Source organism: Streptomyces sp. NPDC002838 (assembly GCF_040295365.1).
GTDB lineage: Bacteria > Actinomycetota > Actinomycetes > Streptomycetales > Streptomycetaceae > Streptomyces.
In genome coordinates, this window is sequence record NZ_JBEOVF010000006.1 from 148,729 (window position 1) to 166,221 (window position 17,493).

At 72.1% G+C, this 17,493-nt stretch carries 23 protein-coding genes; all 23 read left to right on the forward strand.

The genetic code is table 11. From position 1 onward, the window contains the following. Positions 1-78: 78 nt before the first annotated feature. The 23 genes from ABT063_RS10770 to ABT063_RS10880 all read left to right on the forward strand — a co-directional run bounded on the left by ABT063_RS10770 (position 79) and on the right by ABT063_RS10880 (position 17,493). Complete coding sequence (locus ABT063_RS10770; protein WP_351056887.1) at positions 79-846, forward strand: hypothetical protein; 768 nt, start codon at positions 79-81, stop codon at positions 844-846. A gap of 225 nt (positions 847-1,071) precedes the next feature. Then, positions 1,072-1,944, forward strand: coding sequence for a hypothetical protein (locus tag ABT063_RS10775; protein WP_351056888.1), 873 nt, complete (start codon positions 1,072-1,074; stop codon positions 1,942-1,944). Beyond that, a complete protein-coding gene (locus ABT063_RS10780) occupies positions 1,941-2,618 on the forward strand; it encodes a hypothetical protein (RefSeq protein ID WP_351056889.1) in 678 nt (225 codons plus the stop codon). The genes ABT063_RS10775 and ABT063_RS10780 overlap by 4 nt, the downstream gene beginning before the upstream one ends. Positions 2,619-2,666: 48 nt before the next feature. Beyond that, positions 2,667-3,176 (forward strand): hypothetical protein, encoded by a 510-nt coding sequence (locus ABT063_RS10785; protein WP_351056891.1) that lies wholly within the window; start codon positions 2,667-2,669, stop codon positions 3,174-3,176. Between the two features lie 184 nt (positions 3,177-3,360). Continuing rightward, the gene (locus ABT063_RS10790) at positions 3,361-4,272 is read left to right on the forward strand and encodes a DUF8094 domain-containing protein (RefSeq protein ID WP_502990796.1); all 912 of its coding nucleotides are present in this window, start codon (positions 3,361-3,363) and stop codon (positions 4,270-4,272) included. 99 nt (positions 4,273-4,371) lie between these two features. Next, the gene (locus tag ABT063_RS10795; RefSeq protein ID WP_502990797.1) at positions 4,372-4,944 is read left to right on the forward strand and encodes a hypothetical protein; all 573 of its coding nucleotides are present in this window, start codon (positions 4,372-4,374) and stop codon (positions 4,942-4,944) included. Positions 4,945-4,993: 49 nt separating this feature from the next. Beyond that, positions 4,994-5,737 carry a glycosyltransferase family 2 protein gene (locus ABT063_RS10800; RefSeq protein ID WP_351057045.1) on the forward strand — a complete coding sequence of 248 codons (744 nt, stop codon included), beginning with the start codon at positions 4,994-4,996 and terminating at the stop codon, positions 5,735-5,737. 521 nt (positions 5,738-6,258) lie between these two features. Beyond that, positions 6,259-6,828, forward strand: coding sequence for a hypothetical protein (locus tag ABT063_RS10805; protein ID WP_351056894.1), 570 nt, complete (start codon positions 6,259-6,261; stop codon positions 6,826-6,828). Positions 6,829-6,866: 38 nt separating this feature from the next. Continuing rightward, positions 6,867-7,325, forward strand: a complete 459-nt coding sequence (locus ABT063_RS10810) for a hypothetical protein (RefSeq protein ID WP_351056895.1) — start codon at positions 6,867-6,869, stop codon at positions 7,323-7,325. Continuing rightward, entirely contained in the window at positions 7,322-8,512 is a 1,191-nt protein-coding gene (locus ABT063_RS10815; RefSeq protein ID WP_351056896.1) for a hypothetical protein, read from the forward strand. Before ABT063_RS10810 ends, ABT063_RS10815 begins: the two co-directional genes overlap by 4 nt. An 18-nt stretch (positions 8,513-8,530) precedes the next feature. Next, positions 8,531-9,799, forward strand: coding sequence for an MFS transporter (locus ABT063_RS10820; protein WP_351056897.1), 1,269 nt, complete (start codon positions 8,531-8,533; stop codon positions 9,797-9,799). Positions 9,800-9,847: 48 nt separating this feature from the next. Then, positions 9,848-10,345, forward strand: a complete 498-nt coding sequence (locus tag ABT063_RS10825) for a hypothetical protein (RefSeq protein WP_351056898.1) — start codon at positions 9,848-9,850, stop codon at positions 10,343-10,345. 99 nt (positions 10,346-10,444) lie between these two features. Next, on the forward strand, positions 10,445-10,870 hold the full coding sequence (locus ABT063_RS10830) for a hypothetical protein (protein WP_351056899.1): 426 nt from the start codon (positions 10,445-10,447) through the stop codon (positions 10,868-10,870). Next, positions 10,867-11,712 carry a relaxase/mobilization nuclease gene (locus tag ABT063_RS10835; RefSeq protein WP_351056900.1) on the forward strand — a complete coding sequence of 282 codons (846 nt, stop codon included), beginning with the start codon at positions 10,867-10,869 and terminating at the stop codon, positions 11,710-11,712. The genes ABT063_RS10830 and ABT063_RS10835 overlap by 4 nt, the downstream gene beginning before the upstream one ends. Before the next feature lie 131 nt (positions 11,713-11,843). Next, entirely contained in the window at positions 11,844-12,401 is a 558-nt protein-coding gene (locus ABT063_RS10840) for a hypothetical protein (protein ID WP_351056901.1), read from the forward strand. A gap of 23 nt (positions 12,402-12,424) precedes the next feature. Then, the gene (locus ABT063_RS10845) at positions 12,425-13,183 is read left to right on the forward strand and encodes a hypothetical protein (protein ID WP_351056902.1); all 759 of its coding nucleotides are present in this window, start codon (positions 12,425-12,427) and stop codon (positions 13,181-13,183) included. Next, on the forward strand, positions 13,180-13,827 hold the full coding sequence (locus ABT063_RS10850) for a hypothetical protein (RefSeq protein ID WP_351056903.1): 648 nt from the start codon (positions 13,180-13,182) through the stop codon (positions 13,825-13,827). The genes ABT063_RS10845 and ABT063_RS10850 overlap by 4 nt, the downstream gene beginning before the upstream one ends. 16 nt (positions 13,828-13,843) lie before the next feature. Further along, the gene (locus tag ABT063_RS10855; protein ID WP_351056904.1) at positions 13,844-14,251 is read left to right on the forward strand and encodes a hypothetical protein; all 408 of its coding nucleotides are present in this window, start codon (positions 13,844-13,846) and stop codon (positions 14,249-14,251) included. Between the two features lie 276 nt (positions 14,252-14,527). Further along, on the forward strand, positions 14,528-14,911 hold the full coding sequence (locus ABT063_RS10860; RefSeq protein ID WP_351056905.1) for a hypothetical protein: 384 nt from the start codon (positions 14,528-14,530) through the stop codon (positions 14,909-14,911). Beyond that, the gene (locus ABT063_RS10865; RefSeq protein ID WP_351056906.1) at positions 14,908-15,711 is read left to right on the forward strand and encodes an SPDY domain-containing protein; all 804 of its coding nucleotides are present in this window, start codon (positions 14,908-14,910) and stop codon (positions 15,709-15,711) included. The genes ABT063_RS10860 and ABT063_RS10865 overlap by 4 nt, the downstream gene beginning before the upstream one ends. A gap of 27 nt (positions 15,712-15,738) precedes the next feature. Continuing rightward, positions 15,739-16,095 (forward strand): hypothetical protein, encoded by a 357-nt coding sequence (locus ABT063_RS10870; protein WP_351056907.1) that lies wholly within the window; start codon positions 15,739-15,741, stop codon positions 16,093-16,095. Next, positions 16,086-16,907, forward strand: coding sequence for an SPDY domain-containing protein (locus ABT063_RS10875; RefSeq protein ID WP_351056908.1), 822 nt, complete (start codon positions 16,086-16,088; stop codon positions 16,905-16,907). The genes ABT063_RS10870 and ABT063_RS10875 overlap by 10 nt, the downstream gene beginning before the upstream one ends. A 169-nt stretch (positions 16,908-17,076) precedes the next feature. After that, positions 17,077-17,493, forward strand: coding sequence for a hypothetical protein (locus ABT063_RS10880; RefSeq protein WP_351056909.1), 417 nt, complete (start codon positions 17,077-17,079; stop codon positions 17,491-17,493).

Consider the following 17,493-nt stretch of genomic DNA (forward strand, 5'->3'; position numbering starts at 1 on the left):
TGACGGTCCGCGTCGCCGCCGGGGAGGTGCATACTGCGCTACCTCGGCACTCCCTCGGGGCCTGAGATACGGGCCGCGATGAGCGCCGGACGCATCGGCTGCATGACCACCCCCGCGCAAGGCAGCCGGATCCCCGAGGGCGCGCTGTATGCCTGTGACAACTCCAAGTTCGGCAGCGATGGCAAGGGCCGCTACTGGCCCGGCGCCGAAGCGTGGTTCGCCTGGCTGTACCGGACCGTTGAACGGTACGGGCCGGATCGCTGTCTGTGGGCGCTCGCCCCGGACCAGCCGTTCGACGCCGCCGGCACCCTCACCGAGTCCCTGCCGTGGCTGGCCCGCATCCGCGAACTGGGCATCCCCGCGGCCTACGCGGCCCAGGACGGCTGCGATGCACCCGGGCTGCTGCCGTGGGACAGCTTCGACGTGTTGTTCCTGGCCGGATCGACCGAGTGGAAACTCGGGCCCGTCGCCGAACGGCTGGCCCCCCGCGGCAAGGGCGTGCACATGGGCCGCGTCAACTCCCGGACACGTCTGGGGATAGCCGAGTGGTTCGGCTGCGACAGCGCCGACGGCACCTACCTCGCGTACGGGCCCGACAAGAACCTGCCCAAGCTCCTCAACTGGCTCGCCGAACTCAACGGCCACCCCTCCCTCATCGGCGGCACACAACCCTTCGCCGTCCCCGACGCAACCTCGACGGCTCCGCCCCCGCAAGCAGACCTCCGACGACGCACACTGCCAGGTCACGAGGCTGCCATGAGATCGAAGAAACACCCGCCCACGGCGACAAGCGATGCAGCCCCCGCATTCCCGACACCACGAGGTCCACGTGCCAAAACTCGCTGAACAGCCGAAGGCCGCACCGGGTTGCAGCAGCTGTCCTCGAACCTCGCGGCGCCTCCGAGCCCCTCGGACTGCTCGACCACACCGGCCACGTCCCCGTCCCCTGCCCGTGCGCACGTCGCGGACACGGACGATGGCGGGTCGCCGGCCGGACCTTCATCGTCCACCATCAACTCCACCCGCACGGGCTGGCGTTGTCCGACACTGACGGCCCTACAGAAAAGCCCTATGCCCTCTATTAGCCTCGGCGATCACGACCAGACCGGTGTCATCGCCCTCGCCAGCAACGACGCTCCCGCGGCAGCCCACACGCTCCTTACCGACCACGGCTTCTGGCGCCCACGAGGCGTCTTCGGCTACATCCTGATCCACGACAGGTACGACCACGACGTTCCGGCCCGGCTCGAGCGGTTCCTTGCCGCTGCCGCCCGGCAGGGCATCGGCGTGGAATACCACCTGCCCCGCATCCTCCCGAACGCCGGCTCTCCCGCCGCGGGGAAGCGCGTCGAGGAACTATGGCGCGATAACCAGGAACGGGAGTACCGCCGTTCACAGCGCCAGGCCGCACGGATCGTCACCTCCGGCAGCAATCTGGAATCCCTTGCCCATGGCCTGTCTCGCCGCCTGCCCGGCGAATGGACGTTCCACGTAACCGACTTCGTCGATCCGGGCAGCCAGCTCGACTTCTTCGACGAGCTGTGGGACAACGCGTGCCTGGCCAGCGCCTGGATGCAATTCCGCATTCCCCGCGCCGCGATTCTCACCGGCCCCAGCCGCCTTGAGCTCGTCGTGATCGACCGCCCGCTGCACCACGAACAGGTCCTCGTCGGCGCGCTGTCCCTGCACGGCATCACCCACGACTACTTCGGCGACGACAACGCCCCGCACGCCATCGCGGTCCCCTCCGAGGCGGCCCGCGCCGCACACACGGTCACCCGACGGCTCCTGCCCCGCTACCACCAGGCCGCCCGCCGCCTCAGGAACCCATGCCCGCATCCCGCACAGCCCTGCCCGCCTTCGCAACCGCCCTCGCCCAACACCTGCCTGGACAGTGGTACCGCAAGTACGAAGGCTTCCCTCCTCCCCAAAACCACCAGTTGATCGCCGACCGCGTGTGGGACTGCGGTCCCGCCAATTCGGCCGTCCAGGACTTCCCCGACGCCCCCCTCCCGCTCCTCGAAGGGCCGGACGACGCACAGCTGTGTGTCATCGAACGACCCCGCTACCCCCGCCAGTACCTGGTCGCCCCGCTGGAGCCCGAGGGCTTCAAGCCACACCACTTCCGCATGGTGGACGAGCCGAACGGCATCGCCGTCCCCAACGATCCGGTCCGAGCCGCCGCCGCGGTCACTCGCCGCGTGCTGCCCCGCTACCGCCAAGCCATGGACGCGGTCCGTCACAACGCCCGCACCCAGCCCGAGCCCCCGCACCGGCTGCCCGCACCGGAGGTCGCCCAGACCCTCACGCTGATCTGGTACCCCGACGGGGTCGTGGGCGCACCGTATAAGTCGGTGCCCGAAGACGCCCGCATGGTGCTGTACGGCTGCTACTTCCAGTACAGCCCGCACGAGTCGGCGTTCGTCCTGCCCGCCTCCTACAGCACCAGCGACCGCGCCCTGCTCATCCAAAGCGCCGTCCGGCTCCTCACCGCCCAGGGCATCGGCGTCAACTTCCGCCACGCCACCCCCGCCTCCGCGTGCCCACCGACCCGCCCGCCCACAGCGGCGCTCGGCACGCAGCTTCCGGCGGGCGCGCCGTCCGCGGCACGGCGGTAGACGCCCCCACCCATCCTGGAGTTGCCGCTGTCCGATCCTGACCAGCGGATGCTGCTGCACGACGTGGCAGACCGGCTCAACACCGTGGCCGACCATCTCCCGCTCCCCGACCAGATCCAACCGGACCCGGCCCTGAGCGAGATCCTGGACGACGAAGTCCGCCGCCTGACCCGGCTGCTGACCTACCTCGCCGGCGAGACCGCCTTCCGCCACCGGGCCGCCGCCCGCTACCCGACCCGCGTCACGGCCACCGTGCGCCGCACCACGCTCGCGCTCGCCCAAGCGGCCGAGCCCACCGGTGCCGCGCTCGCCGCCCTCGGCGCCGCCGTCCACCACCTCGGCCTCCACGCCGACCTCAGCCACCAAGCGCCTAGTCCCGCCCGCACCCGGGCGATCGCCACCACGCACCAGGGTCTCGTGGACCGACTCGGTGAGAGCCGCACCTGCCTCGCCCGCGCCGCGAAGCACCTGCGTGCCGCCGCCGACACCCGGGCGACACCGGCCGTGACCGCGCCGTCCCCGCCAGCGGCATCCACAACCGCATCCCGTACCCGCTAACCCGCTATTTCCCCGGAGCCCCCTGATTCCCCTGCACACCTCCGCCCGCCGCACCGCCCTCCTGCTCACCGCCGTATCCGTCGCGCTGACCGCGTCCGCCTGCGCCACCTCCGGCAGCCCGCACGCCGACACCACAGCCACGGCCACCCGCATCGCCTCCCCCACGCCGACCGCCGAGCCGGCGCTGACGAAGAAGGAGGCCCTCACCCAGATCGCCCACTACTCCAAGATCAACAACGAGGCCAACGCCGACAACAACCGAAAGCTCCTCGACACCATCGAGGACGGCCCGCTGTACGCGATGTCGATCTCGGACTACGTAGAGACCGAGGGACTCCCCGCGGCGGGCCGCAGGCCGTACAAGCCTTGGTCCTACGACTCGGCGAACGCCAAGCTGTACATCCCGCGCCTGGGAGCCGGACAGGACCGCTGGTTCGCCGCCGCGCTCTCGAGCCAGAAGGGCAAGGCACCCTCGCGTCTGGCAGTGTTCGCCGAACGCCCCCAGCACAAGCGCTGGGAGATGGTCTCCGTCGTCGACCTCGACAGCCAGAAACTGCCGGACATCGCCCTCGACCGGGACGGGTACGCGACGGCCGTTCCCGCCGACGGCAACAAGCAGCTGGCAGCGGGCTCCGACCTGCTGCGCACAGCCGTGCTCGACAACTTCGCCACCGGAGGCGCGAACACCGGGACGAAGGTCTTCGCCCCGACCAAGGCGAGCAAGCGGCAGATCGAGGTCCACGACAAGACCGGCAGCCGCTTCGGGAAGCAGGGCACCACCGTCTTCGCCGGTACCGCCAACCGCTACAAGGATGCCTACGCGCTCAAGACCACCGACGGCGGGGCGTTGATCCTCTTCTCTCACACGCACACCCAGACCGACGCCGTCGCGCACTCCGGCCTGCAGATCAACCCCGGCAAGGAGGACCGGGCGTGGCTCCACGACGTGCCGCGCAGCTCCATCCAGTACACGTTCGTGTGCAATGACGCCGCCACCGTCCCCGCGAAGGCCGAACCGTCCCGACTGATCGGCTACACCTGCGCCCGCACCGACGCCTCCGGTCCCCCGGTCGCCTCCTGGTCGGGCCGCGCGTAGACGCACCACCCTGACGCGCCGCGCGCCACCTTGACGGCCGCCCAACGTCCCCCGCTTCCTTGCTCGATCTGGAGATCCCCCCTGTCCACACGTTCCTTCATCGCCCGCCCCACCACCGGCACGGGGTACAGCGGCATCCACGTCCAGCTCGACGGCGTACCCAGCCACCGCCTCCCGCTGCTCCTGGCCGCCTACCAGTACAAGTTCGGTCGCGACGTGGAGGCCATGTCCCGTCACCTCATCGACGACGTCGCCGTCGGCTGGGAGGAGCTGGGCACCGATCTCCTCGATGACGCCCCGCCCGCGCTCGTGGCCGTGCTGACCGGCGGCGAGCAGTGGCCCAGCCGTACTCTCGACCACCTGATCACCCCGGACGGCTCGCCGCCGGTCCGCATGTCGGTCACCGACACGACCGCTGACGAGCAGGACATGCAGTGGGGATACGTCCTGCACCAGCAGGGCATCGAGGTGATCAGCCTCCTCCATGAGGACATCGGCCCCGTCGTGGCCTGGGCCATCGACCCGCGCACCGCCTTCAACGACCACCCGGCGGCCTGGTCCTCCCTCGACCCCGCACCGGCTATCCGGGCATCGCGCAGCACGCCGCCCCCGAGCGCACCCGCCGCAGCCCCGGCGAAGGCCGGCACCACACACCCCGCCACGCGCCGCTAGTCCCCCTCTCGTCTCCCCGGAGCCTTCCCTGCCCCCGCACACCACGCCCCTGATCACCGTCGTCATCGCCAGCCGCCTGCGTGAAGACCGGCTCGACTACCTGACCGCCATGCACGCCAGCCTCACCCGGCAGTCCGTGCCGTGGGAGGCCGTGATCGCGCTCGACGGGGCCTCACCTGATCGCCTGCCGGCCCCGCTCGCGCAGGATTCCCGCGTCCGCACGCTGGTGCTGCCCCGTCCGGTCGGCGCCGCCTGCGCCCGAAATCTGGCCCTCGCCCACGTCCGCACCCGGTACACCAACTGGGCTGATGACGATGACGAGTTCACCGACGACGCCATGTCTGTGCGGCTGAACGCCCTGGAGTCCACCGGGGTCGGCTGGTGTGCGGGTTGGAGCGAGGACCAGCACCCCGACGGCTCGACCACCCTGTGGCGATGTCCCACACCGCCCGGCCGCCACGAGGCCGGCGACGTGTGGACGTACTGGAAGTCGCCGGCGGACACCATCCCCATCGGGCCGACCACGATTCTCGCCCGCACCGACCTCGTGCGCGCCGCGCCGATGGGTGGCCTCGTCCAGGGCGAGGACTACGTGGCGGCCCTCGGCGTGACCGCTCTCGCGCCCGGAATCCTGCTGCCGGTCCCCGTGTACAGGTATCGCAAATGGGACGGGCAGATGACGGCCCAGGTCGCATACGACCAGCTGGAGGCGGCGGCCCGGGAGCATGCTTGGGCCTACGGCCGCAGCCTGCGCTCCGTCGTGCGCCGCGGTGAGGACCTGGTCCATGGCTGAGGCGTAGATCATCCTGTCGCACAGCCGGGAGTCCGGGATCGTCGCCATCGCCTCGGGCGAGCAGTACCCGTGGGCGCACACCGCCCTCGCCGAGAGCGGATTCCGGCGGGACGACGAGGGCGTCTACCACCTGCCTGCGGACGGCACCGGGACCACCGTGGTCGACCTGGTCAAGTGCGCGAAACGGCACCGCACCAGCGTGCATACGAGCAGCCGGCGCTTCATCGGCGATGCCGCCCGCGACTTCGCGCGCCACCTGCCCGGCCAGTGGCACGCCTCGGTCGAGATCTACTCGCATCCCGCCTGGCAGGAAGACCTGGTGCCCTGGATCTGGGACAGCGGCGAACTCGGCCGTGCCCTGCAGAGCGAGCGGATTCCCTACGCCGCCATACTCACCGACATGGTGCAAGGCACCATGCTGCTGTTCGTCGAGCGCCCCGGCCGTCAACTCGACTATCTGGTCGGCGCCTTCGCTCCGGAAGGGCTCGAAGAGGGCTACGGCGATCCCGCGCAGTGTCGTCGTGCCGCCGTTCGCCGGACGGGCGGCCCAGGCCGTCGTCGACCGGTACCTGCCCTCCTACGAGCAGGCCGTCCACGCCCGCCGGACCGCGGCCATCGCCGCCGTACTCAGCGGCATCCGCTCCGAGCACGACACCTGGCAGACCATGGTCGCCTCCGGCCGCCACAGCGACGCCACTCCACTGAGCGCCGCCGCCCTCGGCGCCGCGACCGAGGAGTTCCTCGACCACTCCTGGCGCCGTTTCCTCACCGTCGTCGACCACGCCCCGACACTGATCGACCGGTGCCGTCCCGCCAGCAGCCCGTGGCCCGACGACGCCGCGACGCTGTCCCGCCTGGCCGACGCCGTGATTGATGCCGAAACCCTGTTGGACGACGTCGTCCAGGGCAGCCCCCTCGCCCCGCAGGAGCGCCGTGCCCGCGCGTGGCCAGCCATCGAGACCTGGCTCACCGACGGCGAGATCTTCTTGCGCCAAGCCCGCGTGAGCGCGCCCCACCGCCGACCGGCCCTCCCCGTCGCCGCGGCGGTCCGCCCCCTCGCTGCGGCACGCCCCGCGCACCGCAGCCACTGAGAGCTCCACCCCGACAACGTGAGGAGAACCCCGCCCCCTTGCAACCCGACACCCACTTCGTCTTCGGCGGCCACGACACGCACGGCTTCGTCGCCTCCTTCACCGCCTCCATGCCCGCGCACCTCGCCCACTGGTACCTGGAACGCGAGCAGTTCGAGCCCGTTCCCGAAGAACCCGGGCTGTACCGGCTCAGCGAGCCCGAGCGCGACGGCCCCCGCCGCACCCGCCAGGCCGTCCACGATCTGCGCCGCCAGGGCTACACCGTGCAGGCCGACATTCGCCTCGACCCGTCCCTCTCCGCCGGCCCACCACGCCCGGTCCGCCCGAACGGGCTCCAGGAGCGCCGCAGCCGTCTCGCCCAAGCCGCCGCCGGCCGGACGACGCAGCGCGCCACACCTCCCACCACTTCCCCGCCCTCGGCCCGGCCGATCCCGCCGAAGCCCACCTACGCACCGACCGTCCACCTGACGGCCTCGGGCAGTGGACGGTCCCGATGACGCCCGCGAGCAATCCGACCCCGGACGGCTCCGTCCCGGTGACACCGGAACTCACGGACAGTGCACGCAACTTCCGGCTGCGGATGGCGGTCATCGACCGCGAGAGCGAGGTCGCGCTCGACATGACATGCGACCGCTACGGCCGCACCGTCCACGCAGACGCCGCGGCAGCCGCTCGCGCCCACCGCAACAGGGCGGCGGTGGAGGCGTACACCACACACCTCGCCCCGCACGCCGACACTCTGCTCGACGCCGCCCGCCGTGCGCTCAACGAGCTGCCACCCGCCCGGCACCTGGCCGGGTGGCGGGCCGTGCTGGACGGCCTGGCCGCCTCCGCCGCCGAGATCCGCCGGGCCCTCGACCGGCCGGCCGCCCCCGGCTCCCCGGCCGAACGCGCTCAGCACTCGGCCCTGTGGCCTCACCTCACCGCCTGGGCGGATCACAGCTTCATCGCCAGCGACCTCGCCGACCAGAACAAGCACCACCACCACAAGGCCCCGCTGACCGACGAGGAACAGCAGATGTGGACCGAGATGGCCCAGGCCGCGCAGAGGCGAGGCGAGCTGGAACTGACCGAGTCGTGGTACGCCGCCGACGGGCAGCCGATCACCCTCGCCCACCTCATCGAGAACGATGACTCGACGCTGGTCGCGCTGCGAGGCGACCCGGACGCACCGGGCTGGCAGGTGATCGGGCACTACGCCCACGAATACGAGGCAGGAAAGGTGCTACCTGCCCCGGTCCCGCCTGGCGTGCTGCGCGCGGACGTCTCCCGGTTCAACCGCCCAGCGCCGGTCCCGGAGGTGTCGCTGCAGGAACTCATCCGCGACGTCGTCGAAGGCCAGACCGCAGGAGACGCCTCCGAAGCTCTCCTCGGCGCCGTCCAGCGCGGCTACCCCCCGGGCCCGATGGTCCGTCTCCAGGAACTTCTGGAGACGAGCAGCCAGTTCGCCAGCGCGCTGGAGAGCGTGCAGGGCCGCCAGATCGCCGCCCGCCTCTCGGCGCTGGGCCGGCAGATCGAGTTCCTCATCCGCGAAGTCGAGGAGGCGGCCGAGGACCTCGGCGCGACCGTCGCCGTCCTGCCGCCGCACCGCACCCCCGTGCTGCGCGTCCGCCCGCGTCCGGCCGTGGACACCGCACCACCCACGCAGCCGCCCCGCGCCAGCACGACCGCCCGCCACCGCTAAGCACCGAGAAAGCACCCGTTGTCCCTGACCGCATCCCCGGCCCCGGCACCGCGCATCTCCTACGGCGCGGTGCTGGGCAGCCCGTACGTCGCCCGCCTCCTCGGCGGCACCCTCACCGGCCGACTTCCCAACGGCATGGCGCCCATCGCCATCCTTCTGTGGGCCACCGCGAGCGGCAGCAGCATCGCCTTCGGCGGGCTGCTCAGCGCCCTGTACGGGCTGTCCTCCGCGCTGGCCCAGCCGGTCAAGGGACGCCTCATAGACCGCCACGGCCAGAGCGCGGTGCACCTTCCGGCCGCCCTGCTCAACTCGGCCCTCCTGGTGGCTCTGCCCCTGGCCGGACCGTACGGCGGACCGGGCCTCGCCACGGCCATCGTCGTCGGCGGCGGCCTGACCACGCCTCCCCTGGAGGCCGGACTCCGGGCGCTGTGGCCGAGCGTGCTGCCAGACCCTCGGCTGCGGCACGCCGCGCTCGCGCTCGACACCGGCACGCAGGGCCTGCTGTACATCGTCGGCCCCCTGCTCTCCGCCGCGCTCGCCTCCGCGTACAACCCCGCCGTCGCGCTCGCCGTCACTGCAGCCCTCGGCCTGGCCGGCACCGCCGCGGTCGCCCTCGCTCCGCCGTCGCGACGCTGGCGACCCGAACCGTTCGCGGGGCAGGACGCGGCCCCGGCTCGGCAGTTGGCCACCCCTGCCGCGTTGCTGCTGTTCGTTTCCCTCACCGGCATCGGGTTCGCGATCGGAGCCATGAACGTGTGGTCCATCTCCATGGCCGAGCACCACCACCAGGACATGCTCTCGGGCATCATCCCCGCCGCGTTCTCCACCGGCGCCTTCCTCGGCGGCCTCATCTACGGAAGCCGCACCTGGACCGGCACCACCACCAGGCGACTGATCATCGCCACAGCCGCGTTCCTGGCCGGGTGGCTCCCGCTCCTTGCCCTTCCGGCCCCGTATGCGGCCACCGCCGCGGTCACCGTGCCCGGTGCGTTCCTGACCATCGTGGTCGCCTGCGCCTACGTCACCACCGACGCCCTCACCCCCGCAGGCCGCACCAGCGAGGCGTACGCGTGGCTGATCCTCGCGATCGGCGCCGGGCAGTCCGCCGGCACCGCCCTCGCCGGACGCCTCGCCGAGCAGCCTCTCGCCAGCGCTGCGCTCCCCGCCGCCGGCGCGGCCTTCGCTCTCACCGTCCTTCTCGCCGCTCGCCGACGTCTCGGCCCCACCGGACACATGCAGTGCGGCCGGCACCGCCGCCCGCACCGAGGCCGGCACAAGACGCCCTGATCCGGGCGCAACACCCCCACTTTCCAACCCTTTTGAGGAGATCCATTTATGACCGTCCGTACGCATTGGACAGTGGAGCACGCGTGCTCCCACCAGGTGGTTCATGACCTGTCCAGCCGTCCTGCCGACAAGCGGGCAGGGTTCGCCCGCTGGCTCGCAGCCAAGGACTGCGCCGACTGCTGGAAGGCGGCGCGCGACGCCGACACCGAGTCCAAGGAGGAGTGGCTCGCGGCCAAGCGCGCCGCTGAGCAGGAGGCTGCCGTCGCGTGGGCGAAGCAGTTCGACATGCCGCAGTTGGAAGGCCCGGCCAAGGCCCTGGACTGGGGCGAGCGCTCCCGCCACCAGCTGATGACGGCCGCGCACACCGCGCTGGTCGTGGAAGGGACCTGGGACGAGGCGGACTGGGCGGAGCTGGAGGAGAAGGCCCGCGCCATCACCGCCGCCGGATGGTGGATTGACCAGCGCGACGCCGAAGGCACTGACCTGCTCGAACTCCTCGACGCTGCAGGCGAGAACGACCGCGGTACGGAGAACCCGTTCCGCTGACGGCGGGGGAACATAGCCGGGAAACGCCGGTTAGCCAAACCGGCGTTCCTCCGGACCATTGTTCCTCCCACCCCACCCGCCTCGTGTGGAAGGAACCGCATGTCCCAGCCCCCGCCCACTTCGGCCTTCGCGCCGACGCCTGACCCGCTCACCCCCGACCGGGACATCACGCACCAGCACTTCCAGGCCGGCGACACCGTCGTCGTCCTGAAGGGGGTGGCGGGCGGGGAACTGTGGGGAGACGCGATGCGCGTCGTCGCCCCGTCCTGGCACACCCCGACCGACGAGGACGGGTGGCGGCTGCGTGATGCGACCGGCGGCGCCCAGTCCTACGTCACCGCACACCCCCGCTACCTCGTGCACCTCTCGCGCCGCTGCCCGGACTGCCTGATCCACCTGCGAGCCATGGAAGCCGCCCTCCTGCCGCGGTACGCCGGCCGCAACGAGCTGATCGACTGCGGCTGGTACACCACCACCGCCCTCAACCAGTTGGTGCACATCGCCGACATCCGGGGCGGCCGGTGATTCCCCGCCTGCACGAGCGGACCCACACGCCGCACGACCCGCTCGCCGAGGCGCTGGGGCGGCCGGTCTCGCCGAACGAGGGCCTGACCAAGTACACGGTCGTCGCCCACTGGCCGGGCCTGGATTACTTCACCCTGGACGACGAGCAGAAGATCTGGACCTCCGTCCAGTGGGCCGAGCACCTCGAAGACCCGTACCTGGAGCACCCGTTCGCAGCCAGCCCGGACGATGACCGGCGGGCGATCCTCCACCTCGACATCCGGCTTCACCCGGACGACCGGGAGCTGACCGGACCAGAGTGGGCCGAAACAGCCCACCGGCTCGCCCGGGCCGCCGGCATCGAGATTCCCGGCAAGGAGCACGGCTGCCGGTGGATCGCCGTTCAGGCGCAGCCCGGACGCCTCGACCTGATCGCCAACCTGATCCACCTCGACGGCGCGTGGCACGCCCCGCCCGCAGAAATCCTGCGGCGCCTCTCGGACGAGGCACGCCGCATCGAGCAGGACCTCCACCTGATCCCCGGACGCACCGGACCCACGGCGCGGCCCGCCATCCGCACGGCACCCACGGCATCGGCCCAGCTCGCGAGCGTCCTCACGCAGCTCGCCGACGAGCAAGTCGGCCCGCTGGCCACGGTCCGCGGACTCGTCGAGCACACCGCGCACCGGATCGCCCGCCAGCCCGGCGCCGTCGGCACCCACACGGCGCACCGCCTGGAGCTGATCGCCCGCCGCCTCCACGCCATCCAGCAGGACCTGGACAGCACCGCCGCGCAGCTGGCCCAGCCCCGGATCGCCGCCGTACCGCCCGCCGCCCGGCACACCGCCCACCGATCGCCGTAGGAGAAACGTCTCCTTGCCCCGCACCGACCGCTTCCTGGACATCCGCCGTGACCCGCACTCCGACGAACTCCTCGCCCGCGGCGGGGACTCCGAGGCTCACAGCGTCCTGCAGCGCGCGGGTTTCATCGCCGTTGTCCGCGTCCACGAGACCTACCACCGCGCCCCCCACCGGCCTCACCGAGGACGACGAGTCCGATCTCGCCACCGACGCCGTCGCCCGCCTCCGGGCCGCCGGATACCACGTCGACTGCGACACGGACTTCGACACCGACTACCGCCCGGCCAGTTACCTGCCGCTGGGCTCCTCCGTCGCCCACCTCGCCGAGCGCATACGCGAAGCCACCACCACCGAAGAGGCGGCCGACGCCCTGACCGAGCTGACCGCCGCCCACGACGGCATCCTCGCCGCGCTGGAGGAAGTCCTCACCGCTACCGCCGACTTCCACGACGGGCTCGGCCAGGCGGCCGACCCCTACATCGCCCGGCGGCTGCGCTACCTCGCCGACGAGCACCTCCACATCATCCGCACCGACCTCGCCGACCGGCACGCCCCGCACCCCGGCCGCAGCACCTGCACCGGGGAGGTCCCCGCCACCGAACGCGAGCGCTCCGCCGTGTGCGCCTGCCCGCCCCCGCCACGCACGCTCCCGGCCCCGCCGCCACCGGTGGCCGCCGGACTGCGCCGCTGACCCCCACCTCGCCCAAGGACACCATGCACGACCACGACACCTCCGAGCGCCTCGCCTCGTACGCCGACGTCCTCGCCGGCGAACTCCCCGACACCTGGACCAGCACTCACCTCCCGCCGGACGCCAAGGACGACCTCACCGAACTCGCCGACCGCATCTGGGACCTGGACCTGGTCGCCGCCTCCCTCGCCGAGCACCCGCCTCGGCAGGCAGCCGTCCTGAGCCGCCCCGACGGCGCCCAGCTCGTCCTTCTGGACCGGCACGACGAACGCGACGGATTCCTCATCGCCGCCATCGCACCCCGCGCCCTGCCCGACGAGGCGTACCGCGCCGTCCCCGAGCCCAACGGCATCGCCCTGGCGGACGACCCGTTCCTGGGCGCCGAGCAGGTCGCCGGCGACCTGCTCGCCCGCTATGACAGCGCGCTCGCTCAGGTTCGGCACAACGCCCTGGGCGGCATCCAGCCCTCCCAGCCGGACCGCGTCGTCCTGACCTGGCAGCCGGACGGCAGCGTCGCCACCGCCCCCGTCGACGAGCGTGCCGGCGCGATCCTCATCGCCCACGGCTTCGTCCAGGACCCGCAGAGCGGCATCTACCGCCTCAGCGGCGACGACACCAGGGCGCAGGCGCACGCCCTGCGCGAGATCGGCCCGCAGCTCGACGCGCTCGGCATCGGCACCGCCCTCCAGCACCCCGCAGGCCGCACCGCGCCCACCTCCGCCCCAGCCTCCATGCCGCCCTCCCCGGCCGGCCCCCGCACGCCGGCCACCAGGGCTCGATGAAGCAGACGGAGCCCGACTTCTCGGTGCTGGAGTACATCACCATCACCAAGGACCTCCGCACCGGCCTGGTCGTCGCCATCGGCGGCACCGAGAAGGCGGCTTACATTCTCCAGCGAACCGGCGGCTTCCTCTCCGCTCCCGGACCGAGCGGGGACTACCACCGGCTTCCCCACGGCCTGCCCGTCGAGCACCAGCGCCTGAAGGCGACCGCCGCCTCGCACGCACTGCTCGCCGCCGGGCACAGCGTCCACCTCGACCCCGCCCTGAACGCGCTGACCGTGCCGGACAGCGAACACAACGCGGCCCTGCGCTTCCTCACCCAGCTCGCCGAGCGGGCCTCTGCCGCCAAGACCAGCAGTGCGGTGGCCGAGGTTCTGACCGAGATCGCCGCCCCGGTCAACGGGCTGCTGCCCCTCACCAGGGAAGTGGTCGTCCGGGCCTGGATCGCCGCCAGTGACCTCCAGGGGGCCGCCCCCGGCGAGGAACCCGAACCCCTCGCACGGCTCAGGGACACCGCGAACTCCATGAGCCAGGCCGCGGGCGTGATCCTCCACGCCCGCAACCACGCCGCCCGCGCTCCGCAACCGGCGGCCCCCACACCGCCGCCGAGCACCGCCCAGCCCTCGGCCTCCCGCCGCCGTTGAACCCGGAGAGAAACACATGGCCAACCTGGCCGACGAATACGGCACGGACGTCGAGATCTACATCAAGGCCCTGACGACCACCATCCACGCCGACACCCCCACCGGCGCCCCCGCCCAGCTCCACGACCTGCTGGAACAGCTCGGCCTCGAACGCCACGAATACCCCACGGGCGCGCCGCTGTACATCTGGCACACCGTGCCCGAACACCTCGGCGCCGACGAGCAGAAGCGCCTGGCGACCCGTGCCATCCCCGCCCTGCTCCTGGCCGGGTACGACGTCAACTGCACGCCCGACGTCTTCGACGAAGCCGCCTACCGACAAGCCGTGCATGACGCCCGCACCCGCGCAGCCCGCCCCGCCGCGCAGCATCCGGCACCGGCCGGCTCCCCCTCGCGCCCCGCACCGGCCCGGCGCACCCCGTAAGACCGCCCGGGCGGCCCCGGCACCCGGCGGGGGCCGCCCAACGCACCGCCCGATCCCCGGAGAAACCCGTAACAGCCCGCACACCCCCACCCATCAGCAACCGGCTCAAACCCCGACTCGCGACCGCCCTGTTCCGCCGCTACCTGCGCGCCTGCATCCCGACCGGCCCCGACCGCGCCTCCCCGCTGGCCGGCGCCCGCCCGGAGGCCGTCCTCGCCGAGACGCAGCGCGTCGGCCACCGCCACCACCACTGACCGCACCCCGCCCCGGAGGAGCATGTCCCACCCCGCCCCCTACCCGGTGAGACTGGCCGACGAGATCACCCGCCAGCTCGGCCAGCTCGCCGACCACCTCTCGCAGCTCCCCCCACCCCAGGCCGCGCAGGTCATCGCCCGCGTCCTCGACCCGGACGCCGGAGTCCTCGGCGGCGTCACCCACCTCGTCGCCACCGGCAGCGTGTTCGCCAAGGACCAGGCCGAACGAGGCGCCCTCCCGGCGGAAGTGTGGCTCGCCCTGGGCCGCGCCTCGAACGAACTGCACGACATCACCCTCGACCTGGACGAACACAAGGACACCCTGCAGCACGTCGGCACCCAGCCCGCCACCACCGCCGTGAAGCCCCCGGCACCCGCACCGCTCGTGGTCCGGCGGCACCGGTGAAGAAGAAGCAATGGCAGGGCTGGGGGTCAGGCGAGCAGGCCGAGCAGCACTACCTCGTCCAGCCCCGTGCCCTCGCCGGCGGCGGCGACGTCCGGCACGTCTCGGAGTTCCTGCGCGCCTCGGGCTGGCGGGACAAGTCCAAGACGGGCGGCCCTCTGCTCATGGAGAGCCCGGACCGCACCATCCGTGTCGCCTACGACCCCTACGTCCTTCCCGGCGGGTGGACCATCCACGGCCAAGCGGACGGCCCCAACGGCGAATGGGCGGCGCACCTGGGCCGGCAGACGCCGGTGGAGATCGTCGCCGGCCTGACCGACGCCCTCACCCGCCCCCGCTCCGCCCACGCCCCCAACGTCTGGGCACCGTTGCAGGAGCAGAACTGGCACACACGTTCCAAGGGCGAGCACTACACGGCGACCAGCCCCGACGGCACCGCGTGGATGCAGTACCACCACAGCCCCGACGGCACGGCGATGTGGTGGACCGGAGCGAAGGACCAGCAGGGAAACGGCTGGACGGCCAACTTCACGGCCAACACCCCGATGCACCTGGTACAAGCCCTCTCGGCCGAACTCGCCAATCCCGATCCCGTGATGCGCCCGCGCGGACGCGTCCCGCACAGCACACAGATCCGCACCTGGTCGGTCTCCGTCACACCCTCCCAGCTCAGTGCGTGGCAACAGGCCCGGATCACGGCCGCCCGCGCCGCCACCTGGGCCCAGGGCAGCGCCCGAAGCACCCGGCCACGCACCACCGCCCGTCCATATACCCACGCCGGCGGCGCCCGGACCCGCCGCTGACCCGCCGCCCCTGTCCCAAGGAGCCCGATGCCCGCACTCACCCCGGACACCATCCGCACCGCGACCGAGACCCTGTCGGACCTCACCGACTACCTGCGCGAGAACCCTGACCCCGTGGAAGCCCTCGTCCTCGTCGAACCCCTCCTCGACGAATACACGGGCCTGCCCGTCCAACTCGCCGACACCCTGCGCGCCCTCGCCCGCGCCGTACAGGACCACCCGGACACTCCGCGCACCGCGCAGGTCGATCTCCTGATCACCGAGTTGCGCACGGCCGCGTGGGAGCAGACCGACCAACACACCCTCCACTACGTGCTGGACGACCTCCGCGACCTGTATGGCAGCACCGCCGTGAACGGGCAGGGGGACGGCCGGTGCCCCTAAGCGAACGGCAGCTCGCCGCGTTCGCCGACAAGCACGCCGGGCAGGTCCCCTTCGACACCAGCCCCCGCCACCTCGCCGGCCCCGGGGATGCCCGCCACGTCACCCACGGCCTGGCCGCCGCCGGATGGAGCGCCGTCTCCGACCCTCTGAGTGCCGAGATCGTCCTGCGCAGCCCCGACCTGCGCCACCGCCTCCAGTTCGACCCGCAGTCCGCCACCTCCGCGTGGTGGCGGCTGCGGGCGGAGCCCACCGACACCGAGCCCGGCTGGTACGCCGAGTTCGGCGAACTCGTGCCCGCCGAGGTCCTCGCCGGCTTCACGGACGCCCTCATCGTCCCGCCGCCACAGCAGCCGGACCCGTGGCAACCAGTGACCTCGGCGGGGTGGCACCGCGACGCAGACGGCACAGCGCGCTCGCCAGACTCCATGTGTCACATCGAACTGCGCCCGTTGAGCGAATTCAGCGACCGGCCGTCCTGGCACGTCGAGACCCGTGAGCCCGGCCACGGAGAGTTCCACGGCCCGCGCATCTGGCACGCCTACTTCGACGAGCGCACTCCCGCCCATCTGGTCGGATCGTTCTTCACCGCACTGGCCGACCGTAGCCCGCTCCAGCGCGGCATGTACGACCGCACCGGCCACTACAGCGCCGTGCAGGAGCCCAGCCCACTGCGCCCACAGCAAGTGGTCGACGCCCACGCCACGCGCCTCAAGTCCCTCCGCGCACAGGCACGCTCCGCCCGCCGGCAGCAGACGAAACCCGCGACGACCCCGGCGAACGCCGGCCCAGCCCAGCCGGCCGCTCGCCGCTGAACCGACAGGACTCCACCTCATCTCCACCGACCACCACGCACACCGCGACTTCCTCCGTCACCTCGACGACTATCTGAGCGACAGCAGGAAGATCCTCGACGCCTGGGACGCCTACTCCGACGAGCACACCGACCTCGACGGCTGGCCCCACGACGACCACGCCTACGGCATGCGCGCGAGCCAGCGCGACGCCGACACCCACACCGCGTTCGAGCCGCTCCGCTACGGCGCCCGTCACCTGCTGGCCACCGCCGAGACACAGCTGGCCCAGCTGCCGGAGAACACGGTGCAGAGCCGCTGGGTCTACCAGTTGGGCGTCCTGCGCGACGCCCTCGACCGACTCGACGAACTGCACGAGCAGTGGCTGGCCACCCGAGACGCCCTCCCCGCCACCGCCAAACCCGGCACCGCCGACTTCGACGACGCCCTCGCCGAGCATCACGCCGAATCGTGGAGCTACCTCGATGACTGGGCCACTCACGGCAAGGCGCTCCGGGAGATCAACTCCGCCGCCCGCAAGGCCCGTTCGCCTCTGGCCCCCATACCGGTCACCGCAGCCGTCAGGCGGATTGCGGCACGGAAGTGA

Excerpts from the sequence above, each read along its gene's own strand:
- ABT063_RS10855 (WP_351056904.1), top strand. The coding sequence starts at position 13,844 with ATGGCCAACCTGGCCGACGAATACGGCACGGACGTCGAGATCTACATC.
- ABT063_RS10850 (WP_351056903.1), top strand. The coding sequence starts at position 13,180 with ATGAAGCAGACGGAGCCCGACTTCTCGGTGCTGGAGTACATCACCATC.
- ABT063_RS10830 (WP_351056899.1), top strand. The coding sequence starts at position 10,445 with ATGTCCCAGCCCCCGCCCACTTCGGCCTTCGCGCCGACGCCTGACCCG.
- ABT063_RS10825 (WP_351056898.1), top strand. The coding sequence starts at position 9,848 with ATGACCGTCCGTACGCATTGGACAGTGGAGCACGCGTGCTCCCACCAG.
- ABT063_RS10880 (WP_351056909.1), top strand. The coding sequence starts at position 17,077 with ATGCGCGCGAGCCAGCGCGACGCCGACACCCACACCGCGTTCGAGCCG.
- ABT063_RS10770 (WP_351056887.1), top strand. The coding sequence starts at position 79 with ATGAGCGCCGGACGCATCGGCTGCATGACCACCCCCGCGCAAGGCAGC.
- ABT063_RS10815 (WP_351056896.1), top strand. The coding sequence starts at position 7,322 with ATGACGCCCGCGAGCAATCCGACCCCGGACGGCTCCGTCCCGGTGACA.
- ABT063_RS10775 (WP_351056888.1), top strand. The coding sequence starts at position 1,072 with ATGCCCTCTATTAGCCTCGGCGATCACGACCAGACCGGTGTCATCGCC.
- ABT063_RS10845 (WP_351056902.1), top strand. The coding sequence starts at position 12,425 with ATGCACGACCACGACACCTCCGAGCGCCTCGCCTCGTACGCCGACGTC.
- ABT063_RS10870 (WP_351056907.1), top strand. The coding sequence starts at position 15,739 with ATGCCCGCACTCACCCCGGACACCATCCGCACCGCGACCGAGACCCTG.
- ABT063_RS10785 (WP_351056891.1), top strand. The coding sequence starts at position 2,667 with ATGCTGCTGCACGACGTGGCAGACCGGCTCAACACCGTGGCCGACCAT.
- ABT063_RS10860 (WP_351056905.1), top strand. The coding sequence starts at position 14,528 with ATGTCCCACCCCGCCCCCTACCCGGTGAGACTGGCCGACGAGATCACC.